This window comes from Alteromonas sp. ABH4_453 (assembly GCF_056160665.1).
The window spans coordinates 254,411-277,369 of record NZ_JBSWXP010000002.1 but is presented as its reverse complement, the minus strand read 5'-3'; the positions used below and the strand labels follow the sequence as shown (position 1 = coordinate 277,369).

At 45.2% G+C, this 22,959-nt stretch carries 17 protein-coding genes; 3 read left to right on the top strand and 14 right to left on the bottom strand.

Translation table 11 applies throughout. The features are described from left to right. Positions 1 to 5: 5 nt before the first annotated feature. The 6 genes from ACXAGV_RS04645 to glmU form a co-directional block, all read right to left on the bottom strand. Positions 6 to 1,028: an ABC transporter substrate-binding protein gene (locus ACXAGV_RS04645; protein WP_474872252.1), complete on the bottom strand. Its 1,023-nt coding sequence runs from the start codon at positions 1,026 to 1,028 to the stop codon at positions 6 to 8. A gap of 123 nt (positions 1,029 to 1,151) precedes the next feature. Beyond that, entirely contained in the window at positions 1,152 to 2,138 is a 987-nt protein-coding gene (locus ACXAGV_RS04640; RefSeq protein WP_474872251.1) for an LLM class flavin-dependent oxidoreductase, read from the bottom strand. Between the two features lie 220 nt (positions 2,139 to 2,358). Continuing rightward, a complete protein-coding gene (glmS, locus tag ACXAGV_RS04635; RefSeq protein ID WP_474872250.1) occupies positions 2,359 to 4,191 on the bottom strand; it encodes a glutamine--fructose-6-phosphate transaminase (isomerizing) in 1,833 nt (610 codons plus the stop codon). A 2-nt stretch (positions 4,192 to 4,193) separates the two neighbouring features. Continuing rightward, entirely contained in the window at positions 4,194 to 5,006 is an 813-nt protein-coding gene (locus ACXAGV_RS04630) for a DeoR/GlpR family DNA-binding transcription regulator (protein WP_474872249.1), read from the bottom strand. 196 nt (positions 5,007 to 5,202) lie between these two features. Next, entirely contained in the window at positions 5,203 to 6,243 is a 1,041-nt protein-coding gene (locus ACXAGV_RS04625) for a Gfo/Idh/MocA family oxidoreductase (protein WP_474872248.1), read from the bottom strand. 301 nt (positions 6,244 to 6,544) lie between these two features. Then, positions 6,545 to 7,903, bottom strand: coding sequence for a bifunctional UDP-N-acetylglucosamine diphosphorylase/glucosamine-1-phosphate N-acetyltransferase GlmU (gene glmU, locus ACXAGV_RS04620; RefSeq protein ID WP_474872247.1), 1,359 nt, complete (start codon positions 7,901 to 7,903; stop codon positions 6,545 to 6,547). Positions 7,904 to 8,134: 231 nt separating this feature from the next. On the opposite strand from glmU, the gene ACXAGV_RS04615 reads away from it, so the two are divergent. Then, positions 8,135 to 9,556, top strand: coding sequence for a sensor domain-containing diguanylate cyclase (locus ACXAGV_RS04615; RefSeq protein ID WP_474872246.1), 1,422 nt, complete (start codon positions 8,135 to 8,137; stop codon positions 9,554 to 9,556). Between the two features lie 17 nt (positions 9,557 to 9,573). Here the strand turns inward: ACXAGV_RS04615 and ACXAGV_RS04610 are convergent, their stop codons facing one another. Genes ACXAGV_RS04610 through ACXAGV_RS04600 form a run of 3 tightly spaced genes read right to left on the bottom strand, consistent with a single transcriptional unit; the run spans position 9,574 to position 12,494 of the window. Continuing rightward, positions 9,574 to 10,458, bottom strand: coding sequence for a DMT family transporter (locus ACXAGV_RS04610; RefSeq protein WP_474872245.1), 885 nt, complete (start codon positions 10,456 to 10,458; stop codon positions 9,574 to 9,576). A gap of 33 nt (positions 10,459 to 10,491) precedes the next feature. Continuing rightward, a complete protein-coding gene (locus tag ACXAGV_RS04605; protein WP_474872244.1) occupies positions 10,492 to 11,037 on the bottom strand; it encodes a methylated-DNA--[protein]-cysteine S-methyltransferase in 546 nt (181 codons plus the stop codon). 2 nt (positions 11,038 to 11,039) lie between these two features. After that, entirely contained in the window at positions 11,040 to 12,494 is a 1,455-nt protein-coding gene (locus ACXAGV_RS04600) for a DNA-3-methyladenine glycosylase 2 family protein (RefSeq protein ID WP_474872243.1), read from the bottom strand. A gap of 218 nt (positions 12,495 to 12,712) precedes the next feature. On the opposite strand from ACXAGV_RS04600, the gene ACXAGV_RS04595 reads away from it, so the two are divergent. Continuing rightward, on the top strand, positions 12,713 to 13,861 hold the full coding sequence (locus ACXAGV_RS04595; protein ID WP_474872242.1) for a serine hydrolase domain-containing protein: 1,149 nt from the start codon (positions 12,713 to 12,715) through the stop codon (positions 13,859 to 13,861). A gap of 60 nt (positions 13,862 to 13,921) precedes the next feature. Here the strand turns inward: ACXAGV_RS04595 and speA are convergent, their stop codons facing one another. From speA to ACXAGV_RS04570, 5 genes are all read right to left on the bottom strand, one after another. Then, positions 13,922 to 15,832 (bottom strand): biosynthetic arginine decarboxylase, encoded by a 1,911-nt coding sequence (gene speA, locus ACXAGV_RS04590; RefSeq protein ID WP_474872241.1) that lies wholly within the window; start codon positions 15,830 to 15,832, stop codon positions 13,922 to 13,924. A 158-nt stretch (positions 15,833 to 15,990) separates the two neighbouring features. Beyond that, a complete protein-coding gene (locus tag ACXAGV_RS04585) occupies positions 15,991 to 16,413 on the bottom strand; it encodes an arginine decarboxylase (RefSeq protein ID WP_474872240.1) in 423 nt (140 codons plus the stop codon). A 189-nt stretch (positions 16,414 to 16,602) separates the two neighbouring features. After that, entirely contained in the window at positions 16,603 to 17,991 is a 1,389-nt protein-coding gene (locus tag ACXAGV_RS04580; protein WP_474829170.1) for an NAD(P)(+) transhydrogenase (Re/Si-specific) subunit beta, read from the bottom strand. An 11-nt stretch (positions 17,992 to 18,002) separates the two neighbouring features. After that, the gene (locus ACXAGV_RS04575; protein WP_014951245.1) at positions 18,003 to 18,284 is read right to left on the bottom strand and encodes an NAD(P) transhydrogenase subunit alpha part 2; all 282 of its coding nucleotides are present in this window, start codon (positions 18,282 to 18,284) and stop codon (positions 18,003 to 18,005) included. 2 nt (positions 18,285 to 18,286) lie between these two features. Next, positions 18,287 to 19,444 (bottom strand): NAD(P) transhydrogenase subunit alpha, encoded by a 1,158-nt coding sequence (locus ACXAGV_RS04570; RefSeq protein ID WP_474872239.1) that lies wholly within the window; start codon positions 19,442 to 19,444, stop codon positions 18,287 to 18,289. A gap of 541 nt (positions 19,445 to 19,985) precedes the next feature. Between ACXAGV_RS04570 and ACXAGV_RS04565 the strand changes: the two genes are divergently transcribed. Then, on the top strand, positions 19,986 to 22,892 hold the full coding sequence (locus ACXAGV_RS04565; protein ID WP_474872238.1) for a TonB-dependent receptor: 2,907 nt from the start codon (positions 19,986 to 19,988) through the stop codon (positions 22,890 to 22,892). Positions 22,893 to 22,959 lie beyond the last annotated feature (67 nt).

The following is a 22,959-nucleotide window of genomic DNA, read 5'->3' as shown; positions in this document are numbered from 1 at the left end:
AGACCTTATTGATACACATGCTCTTTAGAGAGCTTCAAATAATTGGAAGGAATGGGCAATTGTAATTTAATTGCCGTAGCAACATTCACCGCAACAGTGTACGTATCCATTTTACCAACGGGAATGTCTCTCGCCGAATTTCTTTGCAGTATCAGCTTTGCTTTTCTTGCTGCTGATTTACCAATACTTTTTGATTCAGATACCACACCGATAAGCGCACCTTTTTTTACTGATGCAATACTTTCAGCAAATAGAGGAAGTAGTCCAGTCTTGTCTTTAACCTTCTCCACCAACCCACTGGCTTCAGCTAAAGGGCCTGAAGATAACCAGTAGCCATCAAGTTTTGAGCTATTTTGTCCTAATCTATCAACAATACTATCCGTCATTTGAACAAGTCCTTCATCACCTTCTAAATAAGGCGTGCTGACCGCGACTAAGTTTATATTTTCATACTCACTATCTAACGCTAGCAGTTGGTTTACCAGATTACTCGATGAGGGATAGGTTGAATGTACTAAACCTATAGTAAATGGAGACACAGGATTTGATGCTCTGAGCACGCCATCTAACATATCAAGCTTTACTTTCGCATCAAGTACATGAGACTCGCCTGTCATATTGCGTTCACTTATCGCGCCAATAGCCGGAACTATCCCCTCTTCAACAGGGGAAGAAACCGCCATAAAAAGCTTAGGCGTATCAATAAACTCTTCAGACGCATTCAACGCTCGAGTGGCCAGTGTGGCAACAGATACAATAAGATCAGGTTTAGCATTTTGTGCCAGCTCGCTTAGTATTTCTTTGGCGCGCACCTCCGACCCTTCCGCATTATATGTGGTAACTTTTATGTCGTGCTCGGGCATAATTCGAATAAGCTCTTTTTCGAATTCCACTCGTGACTCAGTGACGATGGGAGCTGGCAGTGTCTCAAGAACAATAAGGTCTAGGGTTTCTTTCGCTTTGGCAGAATTTAAAGTTGCCGCGAAAAAAACAAGGGTAAGGAGAAAGGAAAACCAGACCTTATGCATGACTGTAAACCTTTAATAACTAAATAAAATACATATATCATTGTATATCATAAAGTTATTCTATGGCATTGCATAGAAGAAGTTATAACCAAGTATTAAAAGCTGCTCATAAAGTTTTGTGCATTAAGACACGATGTCGGCAAACGCCCTAACGCTGAATAAACGCGCGTCTATATCGTAAATGGGCATAGACACAATAATCTCATCAATATCTGTCGCTTCAACAAACTGAGCCAGCTTGTTTTGCACCGTTTCCTTCGCCCCTACCAACGCATACCTCAATACATTCGATAACATTGCTTCGTCAGTCGCCGTACAATATTCGTCAAAGTCAGGCATAGGCTTAGCGAAAGGCTTGTTAAGACCACGTCGCATGTTCATAAATTGTTGCTTCACCGACGTGAATAACAATTCAGCTTCTTCATCGGTTTCTGCAATTACAACCATTACGCCCGCCATCGCCTTTGGCTCTGAAAGCTGGGACGAAGGTTTAAACATGTTACGGTACACATGAAGCGCATCGAATAACGCATCGGGCGCAAAATGCGAAGCGAACGAATATGGCAGTCCCATTTTTGCCGCCACCTGTGCACTGTACAAGCTAGAACCAAGTAACCACAAGGGTACATGGGTATTCGCCCCTGGCACTGCAACAATTGGCTGCCCCTCGTTAGGTGTGCCCAAGTAATGCTGAAGTTCCTGAATATCTTCTGGGTAGCTATCAACATCGCTTTGCAAGTTACGACGAAGCGCTCTTGCCGTTGCCATATCAGTACCTGGTGCGCGACCTAGCCCAAGCTCAATCCGATTGGGAAATAACTCGGCCAGGGTGCCAAACTGTTCAGCAATGATCAAAGGCGCATGGTTAGGCAACATAATGCCACCAGCTCCGATTTTGATGGTAGAGGTAGCGTTAGCAATGTGCGTTAACACCACAGAGGTGGCAGAACTGGCAACACCACGCATGCCGTGATGCTCCGCTAACCACACTCTTTCATAGCCACTGCGCTCGGCTTCCATAGCCATTAGCTTTGAATTGTTTAACGCGTCTTTTACGCCAAACCCTTCAGATATTGGCGCTAAATCTAGCAATGAGTAGGGAATAGCCATGGTGCCTCGCGATGTTGAAACTTGATGATGAGTTATAGGTATGAACTTACTTTCCGTTTTACAACTGGGTTACCTGACAAAGTAAGACGGATGGAGAAGGTTTGTCGATGAAGCTGCTTAATTACCAGCCAATACTCGCCTATTGAAAATAAAAAAGCCTGCGCTTTTGTCAGTCGCAGGCTTTGTTTGTGAGCACAAAGAATCGCTTCAGCAGTGCGCTTTATTCCACAGTAACCGACTTTGCCAAGTTGCGTGGCTGGTCAACGTCCGTACCTTTGATTAATGCAACGTAGTAGCTCAATAGCTGCAGTGGTAAGGTATAGATGATAGGTGCAATCGGTTCGTCGCAGTGCGGTACGTCGATAACGCGCATGGTTTCATCCCCTGCGAACGCGGCATCTTTATCTGCAAATACATACATGATACCCCCACGGGCGCGCACTTCTTCTACGTTCGATTTTAGCTTTTCAAGCAGTTCGTTATTCGGTGCAACCACAATTACCGGCATTTCATCATCAATTAGCGCAAGCGGGCCGTGTTTCAATTCACCAGACGCATACGCTTCCGCATGAATATAAGAAATCTCTTTAAGTTTAAGCGCACCTTCCATAGCAATTGGGTATTGATCGCCACGACCTAGGAACAAACTGTGGTTTTTATCTGCGAATTCTTCAGCTAAATCTTCGATGCCGCCAGTAATAGCTAGTGTCTCTTCAAGCTTGGCAGGTAAGCTATGAAGCGCAGAGACAATAGCCTTGTTGTCGGCCTCGGTCATACCATTCTCTTTACCTAATGCAAGGGTTAACATCAAGAACGCAGTTAGCTGAGTAGTGAAAGCTTTGGTTGATGCCACGCCAATTTCCGCGCCAGCGCGGGTCATAAATGCTAAGTCAGATTCGCGTACTAATGACGAGCCCTGAACGTTACAGATAGTCAAACTAGACATATAGCCCAGCTCTTTTGCTAAGCGAAGGGCAGCTAACGTATCGGCTGTCTCACCTGATTGAGAGATAGTAATAAGCAGGCTGTTCGGGTGCACTACTGACTTGCGGTAACGAAACTCCGATGCAATTTCTACGTTGCACGACACATTTGCATATTGTTCTAGCCAATAGCGCGCCGTCATACCTGCGTGGTAGCTAGTTCCACAGGCAATGATTTGTACATGCTGTACTTTTTTGAATATCTCGTCAGCGCCTTTTCCAAATACATCAGCGGTAAGTCCGTTTTCATCAATACGGTCTTTTAATGCGTTGCGCACCACCGTTGGCTGCTCGTGAATTTCCTTAAGCATGTAGTGGCGATAACCCGCTTTGTCACCCGCATCGTGCTCGATATTCGACTCAATAATTTCGCGCTCAACGGCGTTGCCGTCTTTATCGAATATTTTAACGTCTCTGCGCGTGATCTCTGCCACATCGCCTTCTTCTAAAAAGATAAAGCGGCGTGTTACTGGCAATAGCGCCATTTGGTCTGACGCAATAAAGTTTTCACCAAGCCCAAGCCCAATAACTAACGGGCTGCCCGAACGTGCAACCACTACGCGACTAGGATCTTCTTTGTCCATGATGACGGTGCCATACGCACCGTGAAAGGTTTTAACGGCACTTTGTACAGCGTCTAGTAAAGGCTTACCTGACTTAAGCTCTTCGTGCACGGTGTGGGCAATGGTTTCCGTGTCGGTGTCGCTGGTGAAGGTATAGCCCTGCTCTTTTAACTGCGCTTTTAAGTTAACGTAGTTTTCAATAATACCGTTATGAACAACAGCTACACGTTCAGTTGAAAAGTGTGGGTGCGCATTCGCTTCAGTCACACCACCGTGCGTTGCCCAACGGGTGTGAGCAATACCTGTTGTACCTAGTGCTTCACCTGATGCTACTGCATCAGCAAGTTCTTGTACTTTGCCTGTACGGCGAATACGGGTAAGCGTGCCGTCGTTTTGCAGGAGCGCAACGCCAGCTGAATCATAGCCGCGATACTCTAGTCTTTTTAAACCTTCTAATAGGATTTCAACTACGTTACGCTCAGCAACAGCGCCAACTATTCCACACATAATTATTCTCCACTCGGCGCTGCAATAAGCACGGTCACGCCCTGATTTTCAATATTAAGTTTGTCTTGTTCACTAATGCCTTCATCGGTGATCAAAACAGAAATGTTTTTCCAGCTCAGCTCTAGGTTAGGCATTTTATGGCTTAATTTTTTTGAGCTGGCTACTATCACCACCTTACTGGCCGCCGCAGCCATGGAGCGGGTTACCCCAATAAGCTCGTTAAAGGTGGTGGTGCCTCGGTTCACATCTATGCCCGCTGCGCCAATAAATGCAATGTCAAAACTATAGGCGCTAACTAACTGTTCAGCCATTGCACCTTGGAACGACTGAGACTGGGCATCCCATGTGCCACCTACCATTAACACCGTAGGCTCTTTAGCACTTTGGGTAAGATAATTGGCAGTTGATAGCGTATTGGTCATTACCACTAAGTCATCGAAATGTGATAAATGGGGCAAGATGGATGCTGTGGTTGAGCCGCAATCTATTACTATTTTATTGCCCGGTTTTACCAAGCTCGCTGCGAGTTGGCCTATAGCATTGATTGCTGCGTTAGTAGTTGTATTAGTAAATGGATTATTTGCGATAAATTGAGATGGTTTAGCATTTGAGTTTGTAGATGATGGCACGGGCACTGCGCCACCAAACTGTCGAATCAGTAAACCTTGCTGCGAAAGGGCTGCGAGATCTTTTCTAATGGTGACTTCAGACGTAGCAAAACGCACGGCCAAATCTTCAACTTGTGATTGACCATGCTCTTTCACCCACGCCACTATCTGCTGGCGGCGCTGTTCAACCGATTTACTACTTTTCAATATAACCTCGAGGCTTTTGCCGATTTCTCTCTAAACCTTTCTTTATGCATTGCTCCAATTGAAACAAGCCATGAAAAGTCTGCAAAACAGTCCGCAAACACACTTTCAACATTCAACTTTATTTTCAAAACGAAAGTTATGAGTTTTAAAGTGAAAGCATCGTAAGTTAAATTGAAACGACGATCAAGGTAATTGTTTAATTAAACGCCAGCGATTTCTTTTGAGCACTCGCTTTTATGGCTAGCTCAATGACTTTGATAACAGGTACGACCGTACTCGCGTCAGCCGGCGAGAATTTACCATCTTCAATAGCGTGAGCAAGGCGATTGAAAAACATGAGATATTCACCCTTCAATGTTGTCAACGTCTCTTCAATTAGCTGACCGCTTTCATTGGCCACAGCAAGTACGCCATGCTCGTTATCTTTTGTAATTGCCCAGTGTTCATCGTCAAAAGATAGCTCTGCACGCAATTGGTCTTCTTGCGGATCTAAATAGAACTTGCGAAAGCTGCCTTTTGTGCCTTGCAAGTCATATCGCAGTGTCGCGCTGGCTTGAAAAGCTGAACTACCTAGCTTTACAACTTTATCTCCATAATGAAGCGTTACATCGAACGTGTCATCTGACTGTCCGTTTTCGCGCAATGTCTGTATGCTTGCCGACACTTCTTCTGGCTCGCCGAAAAGCTGCAACGCTTGGTCGATTAAGTGAGGACCTAAATCCCAGAAGATGCCGCTTCCTGGCCCTGCATTTTCACGCCATCTATCTCGTGGTGCCGGACGAAATCGGTCGAATCGGCTTTCCAAGCGTTTAATGTCGCCAAGTTTTCCATCGTCAATTAGCTGCTTAATAGTAAGAAAATCGCCGTCAAAACGTCTGTTGTGATAAACACAAAGCTGTTTATTTTGCGAATGTGCAAGCTCTACTAAAGCTTCTGCCTCTTCACTATCTAATGTAAATGGCTTCTCTACTAACACGTGACAACTGTGCTCTAATGCCAGTTTCGCCTGTGGTCCATGAAGGTGATTTGGGGTTGTAATAACCACCAAATCTACATCGTGAATTTTAAGCGCTTCTTCCAACGAGCCATAAACTTCAGCATGAGGTAAAACGGCGTTAACCACATCGGGTTTTGAAGAGATAACCACATCGACAGAGAACTGCGGTAAATAGTTGAGAAATGGCAAATGAAAGGTTGTGGCGGAAAATCCAAAGCCAACCAGAAGTGTAGATATCATCGCATATCCTTGTGTAACGAGAATTAAGAGGTAAGTAAACACACACTATCAGTTATGATAGATGGAGGAAACCTCAGATAGTTCATTAGTTAGAAGATGTGAAACAAATAAGATAGCAGGATGAGTTGCGTTTATACCAACACAGTAGACGTAAAATTTAGCCCTCTGGTTTTATCACCTTTCTAACTGGGCGATATTTTGATGGGACTGAAGAAGAAACTGGGCTGGCTAATCACTAATTGTGTTTGCCAGCCCTAATTCATCAAGTGCCCTTTTCGCGACCTTTAGTAAGGATACGCCTTTATTTTTTGGTAGGTCGCGGCCAATTTGGAATATTGCGCTGTTTGCCTCGGGCAACGGCTAGTGCGTCTTCGTCTACGGTTGACGTAATTACTGAGCCAGCACCTACGGTAGCGCCTTTGCCAATGTTTACAGGCGCTACAAGTGACGAGTTCGAGCCGATGAAAGCATTTTCGCCGATGACGGTCTTGGACTTGTTCACACCGTCGTAGTTACAGGTAATTGTGCCTGCGCCAATGTTCGCTTTAGCACCAACTTCTGCATCTCCTAGGTAGGTTAAGTGATTCGCTTTGGCGCCTTCACCTAAAATTGCCTTCTTCATTTCCACGAAATTACCCACTTTGGCATTTTTCTGCATTACTGCACCAGGGCGCAACCTTGCGAAAGGCCCAACTGTGCAAGCTTCGCCAACACTGGCTTCTTCAACAATAGAATTAGCTTCAATTACCGCGTTATCGGCAATAGCACAGTTGCGCAGAATACAGTTAGCGCCAATGTTGACGTTACTACCAAGTGTAACCTTACCTTCAACAATAACGTTAACGTCGATAATTACATCGTTACCGGTTTCAAGCTGGCCACGTAGGTCAAAACGAGCGGGGTCTAGCAAGGTCACGCCCTTGGTCATTAGCTCTTCGGCTTGGCGACGCTGAAGCGCACGCTCTAGGTTAGCTAACTGCAAACGATTGTTCACGCCTTCCACTTCTACCGCAGACTGTGGCTGTGCAGACTGAATTCGCTTGCCTTCAGCCGCAGCCATCGCAATAACATCAGTAAGGTAATATTCGCCCTGAGCATTGTCGTTGCTTAACTCGCCTAACCAGCGCTTAAGATCAGCGCCAGACATCATCATCATGCCGGTGTTAATTTCTTTAATTTCACGCTGAGCATCAGTGGCATCTTTGTGCTCGACTATCGCGGTGATATTGTCATTTTCGCGAATAATGCGGCCCATGCCTGTGGGGTCGTCTAAATTTACAGTAAGCAGTGCTAAATCACAGCCTTCCTTTGCTGCTTTTAAAGCGCTCAATGTTTCTTCACGAATAAGTGGTGCGTCGCCAACAAGTACAAGCACGTCCTCATTATCTTTAATGTGAGGTGCCGCTTGCTGAACAGCGTGCCCTGTACCTAACTGTTCGGCCTGTAAGCACCAGTTTAGGTTGTCTTCAACAACCGTTGCCTTTAGCTGGTCGCCGCCATGGCCGTATACTAAATGAATATTGTCAGCACCCAGTGATTTTACTGTGTTGATAATTCGCTGCACCATAGGCACACCACCGACTTTGTGTAATACCTTCGGTAACGACGATTTCATGCGGGTACCTTTACCCGCTGCTAATACAACCACTGAGAAAGCCATATAATTCCTTTATTTCGCAAAGAGAATGAAAATCGGAGCATAGTGTAACCAAGGCCCAACAATATGTCAGCGATTGATTCACTTTGAGGTCTGACCGGACGACTTCACATTGCGCTTTTGCTATTCGTTATTTAGTCTAAGTTAAAACAAACCGCCTAGTAGTTCATTATTGCAACAGGTATACTCGACGCTTAGGTTAGGTTCAGTCAGGCAAGGGAGCATGCGCAGTCTGTGAACACATTTCGTACATTACACAGAAGTATTCTGGTGTTATTTGCGGTAGTGGTTATTGCTATTGTAACACTGGTTCATTTCAGTATTTCAAAAATCGTTGCCGAACAAAGTCGTGCGCAGCAGCAGTCATTGTCGCCTGCAATATCGCTTATCGTCGAGCAACTTCTAAAGCCTCTACATATCTCTGAAGCATTAGGGCATTCCACCGAGTTGGTAGACTTGATGGATGGAGAAACGATTGATAAAGATGCTGTTTTTAAGACATTGGATCGTCTCGAAAATGAGTTTGGTTTATCTTTCTTTATCGCCAGCGAGGCAGACAGAAAACAATATAATTCTGATGGCAGTATTATCAACCTTATCGAAGGTGAGGTAAGCTGGTACTTCAAATATCGCGATTATCCCGCTGATGCCGTTGCCGATATTGGTAAATGGGAAGACACACACTTTTATATTGATATCAAAATTCACGACGAAAATGACCGCTTTTTGGGTTTTTTCGGTGTAGGAAAAAGCCTGCGCAGTTTTATCGAAGTGTTCGATACCTACAAACAAGAACACGGCTATGACTTCTTATTCGTGGATGGTGAAGGCGATATTATGTTGTCTTCAGATCCGAGTCTTATCGCCTCTTACTCAGAATTCACTAACTTGTCCGAGTTACCTTGGTACGCGAGTTTGCCAATGACAATCCAAAGCGAGCAAGCGTTGAATAACAAGTTGGTGACTATTGACCAAAAAGACTTTCTGATTGCGGAAGTTAAGCTGAATCAATTTGGTTGGACTGTGTTTCTTTTAAGTCCACTTGAAGACCGCCAAGCAGAAATTTCTCAAGCGTTTATTTTTAGCGTGGTGACGCTGCTGGTTGTTGTCTTCTCGCTGTTTTTACTTATCTATAATCTACTGTACTATTTCAGAAAAGATATGCAGCCAGACTTGGTGGTACGTCACAGCAACCGACTTCCTGAAAAAGATAACTTGCAGCTTATCTACAAAACACTGTTAGCCGAGCACAAATCACTTAGCGTCATGTTAATAAGCGTTGACGAATTCTCAGATATTGTAGATGCCCACGGCCGTAATGCGGGTGACGACATTCTTGATAAAGTAGTCTCTTACTTAGCTGAACATATGCGCGAGCAAGATGTATTGGGTAGATGGAGTAGCGCTGAGTTTATTATTCTTTTGCCTCATACTGGCCCTCACGTAGCATTCGATATGGCGCAAAACCTGCGACACGGCATCGCTACGCTCCCCCCTCTGCAAGATTTACCTGAAGTAGTAGTTACCGCTTCTATTGGTATTTCATATACTGCGTCACCTCGCGCTATGCACGAGGTAACCGCACATGCTGAAGACGCGCTTTATCAAGCTAAACGCGACGGCAGTAATTTAGTCAGAATGCAGTTGATTGACTAGCCCCAGTTCAAGTTAATCTAAGCGGGTTTAACTTTAAGGCGTTTTCGTTTGAGAACGCCTGTCGTTAGCGCTACACCAAACAAAATCATCAAGCCGCCTACTATTGTTTGCACTGACAAATGCTCCTGCAAGAAAAGTACGCCCCAAATAATGCCAAATAGCGGAACTAAGTAAGCAACCGTTATGGCTTTTGCCGGGCCCACATCGGCAATCAACTTGAAATAAAGTATATAAGCTATTCCGGTCCCCCCAACGGCGAGTGCCACTGCGTTAACCCACGCATTCACGCTTGGCATAGTGGCAGGCAGAGTTGCAAGGGCGAAAGGTGCCAGCATAACGCTTGCCATGGCCTGACTACCTGTAGCAACAACTAAAGGTTTAACCCCTTGTAGCCATTTTTTCATCATACATGCCGCTATCCCGTAGCCTGTGGTGGCTAGTAGCGCAGTCAAAATAGGAAGAAAACTGACCTCACCCTCACCTAATTTTTGCTGACTAATGACGGTAACTCCCACAAAGCCGACAATAAGTCCAGCAACCGCTGATTTTGTAAGCTTGTCGCCCAACCATAACCAAGCGACGATGGCCCCAAACATTGGCGCTGTAGCGTTTAGAATAGCGTTGACTCCAGCTTCCAAATGCAGACTACTATAATTAAACAGTACAAAAGGCACTGCCGTATTTGCCATGCCCACTAGCGCAATGGCCAGCCAGTGTCGCTTAATATCTTTAATCGAACCACGTAGTAGCAGCAAAGGTAAAAGCACTGCTGTCGCCAACACTGTTCGAATGGCAACAAGTACGTAAATACCAAACTCTGGTGCCGCAACACGCATGAAAATAAACGAGCCGCCCCAGATACCCGCTAATACCAAAAGCGCGATAATGTCTCTTATTGCCATTCTTTTATCACCATTATCTTATCACCCATGCTTTTATGACCACAGCACCCCTTGGGCTCCTTCTAAATTGAGTAAATACTGCTTGCGGGGTAAACCACCTGCATAACCTGTTAGGGTTTTATTGCTACCAATTATACGATGGCACGGCACTACAATAGCAATAGGATTGCGGCCATTTGCCATACCCACGGCCCTAACGGCTTTTGAGTTGCCGATGGCTTTTGCGATATCTAAATAGCTAGCCGTTTCGCCATACTTTACTTGCTGTAAAGCTCGCCATACTTGGTTTTGAAAAACGGTTCCCTTAGGAGCAAGCGGTAGGTCAAACTCTCGAAGTTCTCCTTCAAAGTAAGCTTTGAGCTGACGGCACGCTTCATCAGTGATTTCGTTGGCGTGAGCGCGGGTTTTATCGCCAAGAAATTCATCTTGCTCTATATCAGCGTGCTCCTTGTGGCCACCTTGGGCGTCACCCGAGTATGTGGACGGTTCACTTACAAACGCAATAGACGTTATACCTGTTTCAGTGGCCTCCACGCTAACAAGTCCCTGCTTACTGTTCACAAAACCTGTATATCTCATATTCAACTTTCACTCTGCTGGTTGCTCAGTTGCCACAATTGAAGGGTTAGGTAGCTACGCCATGGCGCAGCTTTTTCAGGCTCAATAGGATGTTGTTGTGCTATTTTTCGAACAATTAAATCACCACCCAGGTAGATATCAGGATTTCTTTCACCTCGCATTTTTAAATAATCTAGCGTCCACGGGCCTACACCTTTAATAGCAAGAATATCACTATGTGTTGGCATAGTATCGCCAACACAAAGTTGTGCAAAGTGACGCACAGCTTCTTTTCTGGCCTGTGGCATACGTAAAAACTCAAGGCCACTATTTGCAATATCTTCAGGCGTAGGAAAGCAGTAGCGTTCACTCGAACTAGATTCAACACTGCTTAATGCGCACGCATCTGGTACCCTTTTTCCCAGCTGATGTACCAGCAAGGTCACCTGGCCAATAGCGGCTTTCACACTGACTTGCTGACCTATAATAGCCCGGCAGCCGCTTTCAAAAACGCTCCATGCACTTGGAAGGCGAAGCCCGGCTGTTAGCAGCTTTGCTGACAACCCCGCTTGCATTAGGCTTTGTTCAATTAGTAGTGGGTCGGCGTGAAGGTCAAGAACACGCTTTATGTTTTCTATAACATTATGCAGCCCGCTTAACTCCGGCATGTCGATATGTACATTGAATCCGTGACGCGCCTCATCATGCTCAACCTTAAAAAAGCCAAAGTGCGATTGGCTTGAAAAGTAGCGTTCGTAACTATTTTCTGTAACGTGTTCCACACCTTGGATAGCGCGGGTTGCTAAAAAATCTCGCACATAAGGCCAGTTATACGGAGGCCGATATGATAAAAATAAAGATATCACTTGTTGTTCGGTGCGCTGCGTCCTTCTAAGCTGCGTTGGCGAGGTTCCACAATATTGTTCTACCGCTCGCTGTAACTGCCTAAGTGACTGATAGCCCGCCGTCACAGATACATCTGTCATAGACAAGCGGGTTTGCTGAATAAGCTGCTTTGCAAACAGTGCACGTTGCATATTTTGAAATTGTTTAGGCGATATACCTACAGCGTTCACGACCAGCTTATTTAAGTAGCGTTCACTTATACCTAAACGGCAGGCAATTTCTGCCACACTTTCAATAGGAATAGCAGATAATAGCGATAGCGCTCGGCTTACTGTTGCTCCCACCCCTTTCCAAGCCGCCGAACGAGGCGCACTGTCAGGTCGACAGCGAAAACAAGGTCGAAAACCTTGCGCCATAGCCTGTGTAGCGTGTTCGAAATAGGTAACATTCTCTTCTTTAGGAAGGCGTGCTGGGCAAATGGGCCTGCAGAAAATGCCGGTGGTTTTTACTGCAACGAAAAATTGTCCATCAAAGCGAGGGTCTCTGCTAAGCCTAGCTTTAGAAAATACGGAATGAGCCAAGGCTTCGTTTTTTGAAGCCTTATCATTCTGCATCGCATCATTATCTGACATAAGTACTTAGCGCTCGCCTGTTTCTATTACCTACATACAGTGTATCGCGCCTTTACCGTGCAAGTGCGACAAAATCAGCACTCTATAGAAATGCGTTGCTGTAGTGAGCTAAATTAGCGACATTTGATCATTGATGCCGCTAAACGCATAATAATACGATAATAATAATGAACGCCCTGTGAAAACGTTTGAAGCCACAGGCATAACGAGCTGACTATATGCTGAATTTTTTGCGCTCATCAACAGTGCATCTAACACCATTTTGGCTATTTACAATTTTAATGGTCATAACTCAAAGTGCCTCTGCTGATTGGCTTGATGACTATGCAAGTTACGTCAAAAAAGAAGCCTCAAAATACAATGTACCAGGTTACGCCTTTGTATTTTATGAACAGGGTAAAGCGCCGCGGGTTTACGTTTACGGAAAAACCCGTAAAAAAGGCGGCGAGAAGATCAATGAAGATACAGTTTTCAGGCTAGCTTCTGTTTCAAAAACTTTCACTGCCCTTTTATCTGCCAAACTTGTAGAGAAAAATCAGCTTAGCTGGGAGACCCCTATCTCTACTTTATTGCCCGACATTCCTTTTACAGGAAAAGGAATGGGCGCACTTCAGCTTCAACATATTGTGGGTCAATCCAGTGGCTTTATGCCAAACGCCTACGATAATTTGATTGAAGCCGACTATTCACTAGAACGGGTGCTTAAATCCCTCGGTGAACTTGAGCCCTTATGTGCACCTGGCGAATGCTACACCTATCAAAATGCACTTTTTGGCGCATTGGAATACTACTTCAGCAACAACAATACCTCTTACTCGCGAGAGCTTCAGGCCAACCTATTTTCACCACTGGGTATGAAAACCGCCAGTGTAGGAAAAGGCGGGTTGCTTGCATCACAGTCATGGGCACAACCCCACATCGCTATTGCTAGAAATAAATGGCGTGAAGGAAAAGTAGAAAGCAACTACTACCGGTTTTCACCCGCGGCAGGAGTTAACGCCAGTATTTCAGATATGACGATTTATTTGCAGGCATTGCTGGGAGAATTTCCAACAGTGATGTCTGATGAGATGGTGGACTATGTCACAACAGAACGCGTAAGAACCAAGCGAGAGACCTATCGCAGGGGGTGGCGCGGTATGATCAGCGATGCACACTATGGTTTGGGCTGGCGTATTTATGATTTAAATGGCAAGCAGCTTAATTATCACGGTGGCTGGGTAAAAGGCTACCGTGCCGATGTAGCGTTTATGCCTGAGAAAAAAGTAGGCTATGTTATGCTGATGAATGCCGAGTCGAATATGATTAATTCGACAACCGCTGAGCTTTGGAGACGCTATTTGAAAAGAGCCGACGCAGCTAATTAATAGCTACATCGGCCATACGACCCTTTTAAAAACAACAGGCCTTTAGATTCATGCTGTGTATTACTGCTTTAAGTAGGTGTAACCCGCTAAACAGTTTTCATAAAAGTCAGTCCAGCGTACCCCTTCGCGAGGATTCAATTTACCGTCCCACACGTGTTTATCTATCATGCGTTTCACATCTGACGCCATTGCACGTGGGTTATACTGCATAACGTTTAGCACATCTTCTACTGACGAGCCTTTTACTACTTCTTCAATGTAAAAGTCTTCCGGGTCGTCATCATAGCTGTAAATATGCACTTCGTTTAAGCGACCAAACAAGTTGTGCATGTCGCCCATTACGTCTTGATACGCCCCCGTTAAGAACAAACCAATATAGTAAGGCTCGTCTTTCTTAAGTGGGTGCATGGGCAATACATCTGTTATTTCACGGCCAATAGTAAACTGGTCAATTTTTCCGTCGCTATCACAGGTAATATCCACTAGCGAGCAATTAACTGTCGGCTCTTCATTCATACGAATAAGTGGCACTACTGGCAGCAGCTGGTCGATAGCCCATGTATCAGCTGCTGACTGGAACACAGAGAAGTTACACAGATACTGAGACGACAAGCTGTAATCCAGTTCTTGAAGCTCTTCAGGTACGTATTCTTCATTGCGGTACCACTTCTGTAAGCGGCCCATGATATCCCAGTAAAGGGTTTCTATTTTGCCCAGCTCTTCAAGTGACAACACGCGAAGCTTAAACGCATCCAGCGCTTGCTCTTTGTACTGCGAGGCATCGTTATAAATTTCATGCATATTCGTTTGTTCATCAAACGTGTCTGCCAGTTCACGCATATTCTTTAAGAAGAAGTGCTCGCCATCTTTCGCAGACGTATCCATTTGCGATGCATTAGATTTAATTTCGCCCACAATTTCTGTAATTACGCAGCTGTGATGCGCAGTGATTGCACGTCCACTTTCACTAACCAGATGCGGATGCGGTACGCCCTCAAGGTCACACATTTCCTTCATACCGTAGACAACATCAGCAACATATTCTTGCATGCTGTAGTTACGCGATGACTCATTGGTTGAATTACTGCCATCGTAATCGATACCAAGGCCACCGCCCACATCAACGTAATCTAGCTCGAAGCCCATTTTGTGAAGGTCTGCATAAATACGTGCGCCTTCTGTTACCGCTTCTTTAACCGCACGAATGTCAGTTAACTGGCTGCCAATGTGGAAATGCAGCAGCTTTAAGCAGTGTGCCATACCTTGCTCCTCAAGGTAGCGGGCTGCGTTAATGATTTCAGTAATGGTTAAACCAAATTTCGCACGTTCACCACCAGAACTTTCCCACTTACCACGGCCTTTCACAGTCATTTTTGAACGCACACCGATGATAGGATCGATTTCCAGTTCCTTCGCTATCTTTACTATAAGAAGAAGCTCGGTGTATTTTTCAACTACAACGACAACGCGACGCCCTAGCTTTCTTCCCAACAGCGCTAGACGCATAACTTCATCGTCTTTGTAACCATTTAGGATAGTTAGCGACTCTTCGTTAGTATTCATAGCAAGCACGGTAAGAAGCTCGGCTTTTGAGCCAGCTTCTAGGCCGTAATTGTATGGTTTGCCCGCATCGACAATCTCTTCAACCACTTCGCGCATTTGGTTAACTTTCACCGGATAAACGCCTTGGTACTGGCCTTGGTATTCAGCTTCTTCGATGGAGCTTCTAAATGCTTTGTTCAAGCCAGCAACTTGCGAGCGCAGAATATCGTGAAAGCGCACAACAACAGGAAACTGCACGCCCTCTTTGCGTATGTCTTCTATTACCGAATTAAAGTCGATTCGAATGCTAGGATCTTCAGGAACAGGGGTAATATGGACGTTGCCGTTTTCACCAATTTGAAAATAGCCACCACCCCATTGAGACACGCCATAGACGCGCTCCGCTTCTTCGATGCTCCAATCTGACAATTTATTCACCTATTTGTAAGTGGGCTAGGCCAATACCTAGCGTAGAAAGTGCGAAAATAAGCAGCGTATTATAGACAACACAAGGCTGAACGCGAGCCTTGTTGCGATGTAAAATATCTATTGTCGCGACTAATTTTGTTTATCGAACGCGAGCTTTTTTAGCCTATCCAAGTTCGAACATAATCTGTCACGACCTTATCTGCTTTTTCTTCACAGTGCATTATAAACTCTGAGAGGTTTTTGGTACGTTCAAGTTCAAATCCCAGTTTATTTGATGGCGTGATAAAAAACTTCTGAGCGATATGATCAGCATCAGTGGCATTATCTTCCAACCACGTTTCGCTGAGTTGACTTCGCCTGTCTAGCTTAATAGGCGCTTTTATTTGATTGAAGGTATCGGAATTGGGAATTTGCCAACCGCGCATGTCTATAAATACGTGGAATGGTCTGCCTTTACGGGTTTTCAAGCTATCAGAAAGTTTAGCGAGGTACTGAATGTTCGTGGACATATCCCACTTACCGCGAAGCGTGACCAAAATACAGTTTCTAAACGGCTCAATATGAAAAGGGGTCGTAGACATTTACTCTTGCATCTCTCTGCAACTATATGAATAGTAGAACTCAACTTCTATAGCTTTCACATAGTAGAGCTGAAAAGCGTCGACTACAACTACCGTTGAATACTTTGTAATTAAGTTTAATACCCTTATAGAAAAAGGCCTGCTATTACACAGGCCTTTCAAGTGTTCTAACAAACGAAGTGCTTTTAATCAGTCGTCTCCGAACTCACGGATAATGCTATTGATGGTGTCTTTAGCGTCACCCAGCACCATACGCGTGTTGTCTTTGAAAAACAGCGGGTTGTCTACACCGGCAAAACCGGCATTCGCAGAGCGCTTAAGTACAAAGACGGTTTTTGCACGATGGGCTTCGATAACTGGCATACCGTAAATAGGGCTACCTTTCATTTCTTTGGCCGCAGGGTTAACCACATCGTTCGCGCCGATAACGATAACCACATCATAGTTTTCCATACGAGGGTTAACGTCATCCATCTCATATAGTTGATCGTAAGGCACGTCAGCTTCTGCCAATAACACGTTCATGTGGCCCGGCATACGCCCCGCTACCGCGTGAATGGCGTAATCAACCGTACAGCCATTTTCCTCTAGCAACGACTGAAGTTCACGTACCGCATGCTGCGCTTGCGCAACCGCCATACCATAGCCAGGCACCACTAGTACTGCTTGCGCTGCTTCTAATACATAAAATGCATCTTGCGCCGCCAGTACTTTAATTTCACCCTCTATTTTTTCACCGGCTTCTACTGGCTTCGCAAAGCCAGACAACAACACATTCATCAATGAACGGTTCATTGCTTTACACATAATATTGGTAAGAATTAAGCCTGAAGCGCCTACTAGTAAACCGGTAACAATCAATATTGTGTTACCTGTAGCGAGACCTGCCGCCGACGCTGCTACACCTGAGTAGCTATTTAAAAGCGCAATAACCACTGGCATATCTGCACCACCAATTGAAATGGTAGCCCACAAGCCGAAGCTTAGTGATAACGCAATAGCACAGTAAATCCAAAGTGGGTTGCTTGGGTCGGTAGTAAAAAAATAACCAATCACCACCATGCCAATTAGATGCAAGATGCTTAGCTCGCGAAGCCCTGTGAAAATAACGGCTTTAGAGCTCATTTTTCCTGACAACTTACCCCAGGCTACCACAGAGCCAGAGAACGTAATGCCCCCAACTAAAATTGTGAAAAACAGGGTAATAAAAGTAAACGCACTTTCAGTTTTAAGAGTAATTAGGCTCATTCCGGCTAATGTTGCCCAACCCAGAAGCAATGACGCTGCGCCACCAAAGCCATTAAATAACGACACCATTTCTGGCATTGCCGTCATTTCAACGGTCTTAGCTTTCCACGCACCAAAGGCGCCACCAATAACAAAACCTAGCAGGATGTAATGATAGCTAATAATCTGCTGGTCAAGCAGGGTGACGACGACAGCAACCAGCATACCAATGGCAGAAATAAAGTTACCTTTTTTCGCGGTATCTGGATGGCTAAGTAACTTAAGTCCTAGTATAAATAGTGCCGCAGCTACTACGTACGCAAGGTTTATTACGGTTACGATATCACTCACTTGCGTACTCCTTATTTATCTTTTTTCTTGAACATGCCAAGCATGCGATCAGTAACGAGATAACCACCCACCACGTTGATGCTGGCCAGCGCCACCGCTGCGGTACCAAGAATGGTGGTTAGCAAATTGTTATCGCTACCCGAGGCTACCAATGCGCCCACTAACGTAATACCCGAAATCGCATTAGAGCCAGACATTAGAGGCGTATGTAAAGTAGCGGGTACTTTTCGAATTAACTCAAAACCCAAAAAAGCAGCCAGTAGCACGATGAAAAGTAGGTAAATGATTTCCATGATTAGGCTCCTTTGTATGCGTTGTTAAGCATGTCGTTGGTAATGTTACCGTCGTGGGTAATAACACAGCCGGCCAGAATGTCGTCTTCTAAATTCAGCCCAAAGGTTTTGGTTTCGTCGTCAAAGAACTCATCCACAAGGTTGTAGATGTTATTGGCGTACATGTCGGTGGCGGCTTTAGCCACATACTGGCTCCAGTAACCATTACCAATTACCTTTACACCGTTAACTTCTACGGTTTCGCCAGCAACCGAACCTTCAACATTACCACCTGATGTTGCGGCCATATCTACAACCACACTGCCCGGCTTCATGAGTGCTAATGTATCTTTTGCAATCAGCACTGGCGGCTTGCGACCAAATAACTGCGCTGTTGTAATAACAATGTCAGAATCGGCAATCGCATCGCGCTGGGCTTCTTGCTGCTTCGCTTTTTGTTCGTCGGTGAGTTCTTTGGCGTAACCGTCTTTCGTTTGACCTGTTTCACCAATGTCGATCTTAAGGAATTTGCCGCCTAGCGATTCTACTTGCTCAGCCACTACCGCGCGGGTGTCGTAAGCAAGCACATTTGCGCCCAAGCGTTTCGCGGTAGCTATAGCTTGAAGACCCGCTACGCCCGCGCCAATAATAAATACCTTTGCTGGTTTTATTGTTCCTGACGGTGTCATCATCATAGGTAATATTGATGGCAACTGGTTGGCTGCCTGCATTACCATGACATAACCTGCAAGACTCGCTTGCGAGCTCAATGCGTCCATTTTCTGTGCACGAGAAGAACGAGGGATCATCTCTACAGAAATAGCGGTTAGCCCCTTTTCTGCAATAGATTCAACAAGCGATTGCTGAAAGAAAGGGTCGAGATGGCCTACCACAATGGCCCCTTTTTTCATCAACGCTAGCTGTGCATCGGTGGGTTTGTTCACCGCCACCAGCATATCAGCTGTTGATAATGCATCATTCACATCATCGATAACAGTCACGCCTACATCTTTGTATTCTTTATCTGAATACCCTGAGTGTACGCCCGCCCCCGCTTCTAGCAGTAAGGTCGCTCCTTTTTTCACCAGACGCTGTGCACTACTAGGTGTAGCCGCACATCGCTTCTCCACATTATTTAGCGGATCTGGCGCTTTTGACTCATTTAATATTATGATTTTCACACGCTTCTCCTCACATTCCGGCTATCCGAGAATGACACTCTTTAATCAGTACTAAGCCATTTTATTCACTTATGCCTAGCATTCTCTAGAGAAATCAAAAACAGAACAGGCAATTTTTGTATTTATTTTGCTTCGAATAGCACCGCTTATTTCGCTTATTTTTCAAGCGAAACTGCGGCAAAGCTACGCTATATGGACATACATCACTAGTATCATTTACTTCGAAGTCATAACTAATATTTATATAGAAATGGCATACAGGCGATAAATAAAGTAGATGAAGTAGCATTTATTCTGTGAATACACTAATAATTGTACATTTTTTAAACATACGTAAAGGTGGATTACACTAATCGATGTCGAAGAAATCACGCCTTTTAAATAAGGTGATTAAATTAATTTAAAAAATTGTTAAATAAATTTGGGGGATTTTACAAACCGTGTCGTCTTGATGAATTAACAGCGAAATGCTGTGAGAAAAAGCCAAGTGGGGTGCACACCATAAGGCGCATTAAAATTAACGATTAGGACACACACCATCATGTATAGGAAAACCAAGCTTGCATGCTCAGTGGCAGCAGTTTTAGCGTCGGCTATTTCTGCAAATAGTGCATTTGCCCAAGACGCGCAACCCAATAAAGACGTAGAAGTGATTGAGGTAAGTGGTATCCGCTCATCGGTTGCTAAATCGATGGATGTTAAACGCAGCTCTGCTGGCGTAGTCGACGCCATTAGCGCAGAAGACATCGGTGATTTTCCCGATACCAACTTAGCTGAATCACTACAGCGTATTACCGGCGTATCTATCGACCGTTCAGGCGGTGAAGGCCAGCTAATTACCGTACGTGGTTTTGGACCACAGTTTAACACCGTGTTGGTAAATGGCCGTCAGATGGCGTCTGAAAACGATTCGCGTGCGTTCAGTTTCGACACGATTGCTTCTGAGTTAGTAAGCAGCCTTGACGTGCATAAAACGTCAACGGCCACAATGCAGTCTGGTGGTGTAGGCTCTACCATTAATATTAATACCGCGCGCCCGTTTGCATTAAACGGTTTTAAAATGGCGGGCTCGGTAAAAGGCGTGTACGACGAAAATAGCGAAGAAACTACGCCGCAATTTTCTGGCCTTATTAGCAACACGTTCAATGACGACACCTTCGGTGTATTACTTGCCGTTTCACATCAAGAGCGTGAGACTCGCCTTAACCAGGCTCAGATGGACGGTTGGCTAGAAAACGTTGGCGTGCCAAACCCTGTTACCCAATCAGGCGACGCTTGGACAGGCAATGTATTTTCACCGCGAAACTACGATCACAAAGTGACCTTTGAAGAGCGTACCCGTACAAACGCTAACCTTGTATTCCAATATGCACCTAACGACAAGCTAGTTGTAACTGCTGACGCATTGTATTCAGATTTTGACGTAGAGTCTGAAGCAACGTCTTACGGCCATTGGTTTACTGCACCTAACATTCAGGGTGTAGGTGATGACGGCAGCCTATTTGATGAAAACGGCAATCGCCGCAGCCCAACGGTTGATGCAAACGGTACTATTGTCGATTTATACCAAGAGGTAGGTTTGGCGACGGACATGCACGCCAAAACGTTCGACCGTTTAACCGATACCTATGCCTTAGGCCTTAACTTTGATTACCAGTACTCTGATAATCTGAATTTATCGTTTGATTTAAGTCATTCAGAAGCCGAACGCGAAGCCAATAATGGTGGCGGCGATCAGCTTTCACTTATTGGTTATGCCAACCGCGTACGATTCCAAGTAGATGACAACATTTTACCACTTGCCAGCATGTTCGCTTCGCCTAATGACAATATTTATAGCGGACAACAAGAACTAGATGGCGCGATTGTTACTGGTCCTGACGGATTCCCTATATACAACCCTGCACTGACACCTGATGGTGTGAGCAATCATCTTGATGAAGCTAACAGCCGAGCTCACGTAATGCTGCGTCGAGGCTGGGCGGTAGAAGATGAAGTGAGCCAGCTGCGCTTTGACGGCGAATACGTAACAGATGGCAGCGGCTTAACTGAAATTCGCTTTGGCGCACAGTACAGCACCGAAACCAAATCACTTACCCGTTGGGACAATGAAGGTGTAGGTATTCACTGTACTTACTGTGGTTACCCAGACTTACCTGAGATCCCAGCAGGCAGCCAATACGTTTTTGACGCAGGCAGCGATTTTCTTTCTGACGTAAGTGGTAGCGGTCGCATGCCCACTTCTTGGCTTGCCCATGATGGCGAAGCCAACTTTGCGTTTTTAGAGTCTTATTATCAAAGCGTCAACGGTGAGTCGATTAGTTTTGATGCGGTGCGTCGCAATAACAGCTTTGAAGTTGAAGAAGATATTATCTCTACCTATATGGAATTCGACTTTGAAGGCGAAGTTGCAGACATGTTCTTAAGCGCAACCGCTGGTGTGCGTTATGAAATGACGGATGTGACGGTTAACGGAACGCAAGCGCCAATAACGGGCTTAACGATTCTGGATCAAACCGAAATGCTGGCTGGTTTTGGCGATGCGCAAAGTATTGCCACTGAGTCTGATTACGACGTGCTATTACCTAACTTCAGCGTACGTTTAGAAATTACCGACGATTTAATTGCGCGCTTTGCGGCGAGTTCAACTATTACTCGTCCTACGCTTAACAGCATGTCGCCGGTAACAGTAATTACAACCACCCGCCAAGGTGGTGATTTAACGTCTACCAGTGGTAACCCTGCGTTAGAGCCATTCAAATCGGATAACTTGGACTTGTCACTAGAGTATTACTATGACGAAGCAAGCTATGCATCGATTGGTTACTTCAGAAAGCTGGTATCGAACTTTATTGTTAATAGCCAAGAAGACAAAACCTTCGAGCTTGCTGGCGGCAGCTTGCTGACAGACCCCTCTACAGGCGCTAACGCTAGCGCGCCAGATGCGAGTGACGACGTTGCTGTGTTTACCAATACTCTGCCAAATAACGGTGAAGACGCAACGGTAGACGGCTTCGAGCTTGCGCTTCAGCACACCTTCGATAACGGCTTTGGGGTACTTGCCAACGGAACTATCGTTGACAGTGACGCCGAGCTCGATCCATTCGATATTAATCAGGTATTTGCACTAACCGGGTTAAGCGATTCTTACAACTTGGTGGCATTTTATGAAACTGACGATTATCAAATTCGTCTTGCCTATAACTGGCGTGATGAGTTTGTTCAGTCGTTAACACAAGGGCAGGGTGACGGCCCAACCATTGTTGAGTCTTATCAACAGCTTGACATTAGCGGTAGCTACAGCGTGACAGACAGTGTAGAAATCTTCTTTGAAGGTATTAACCTTACAGAAGAGTTTGTACATAAACGCGGTCGCTTCTCTAATCACTTGCTGTTGGTTGAAGACAGCGGCAGACGTTGGGCCTTCGGTGTGCGCGGAAACTTTTAGTTTCGCGTAATTGGGGCCGGCATTTGTTGGTCCCACATTCGTGGCTACCATTTGGTAGCCACAGTTT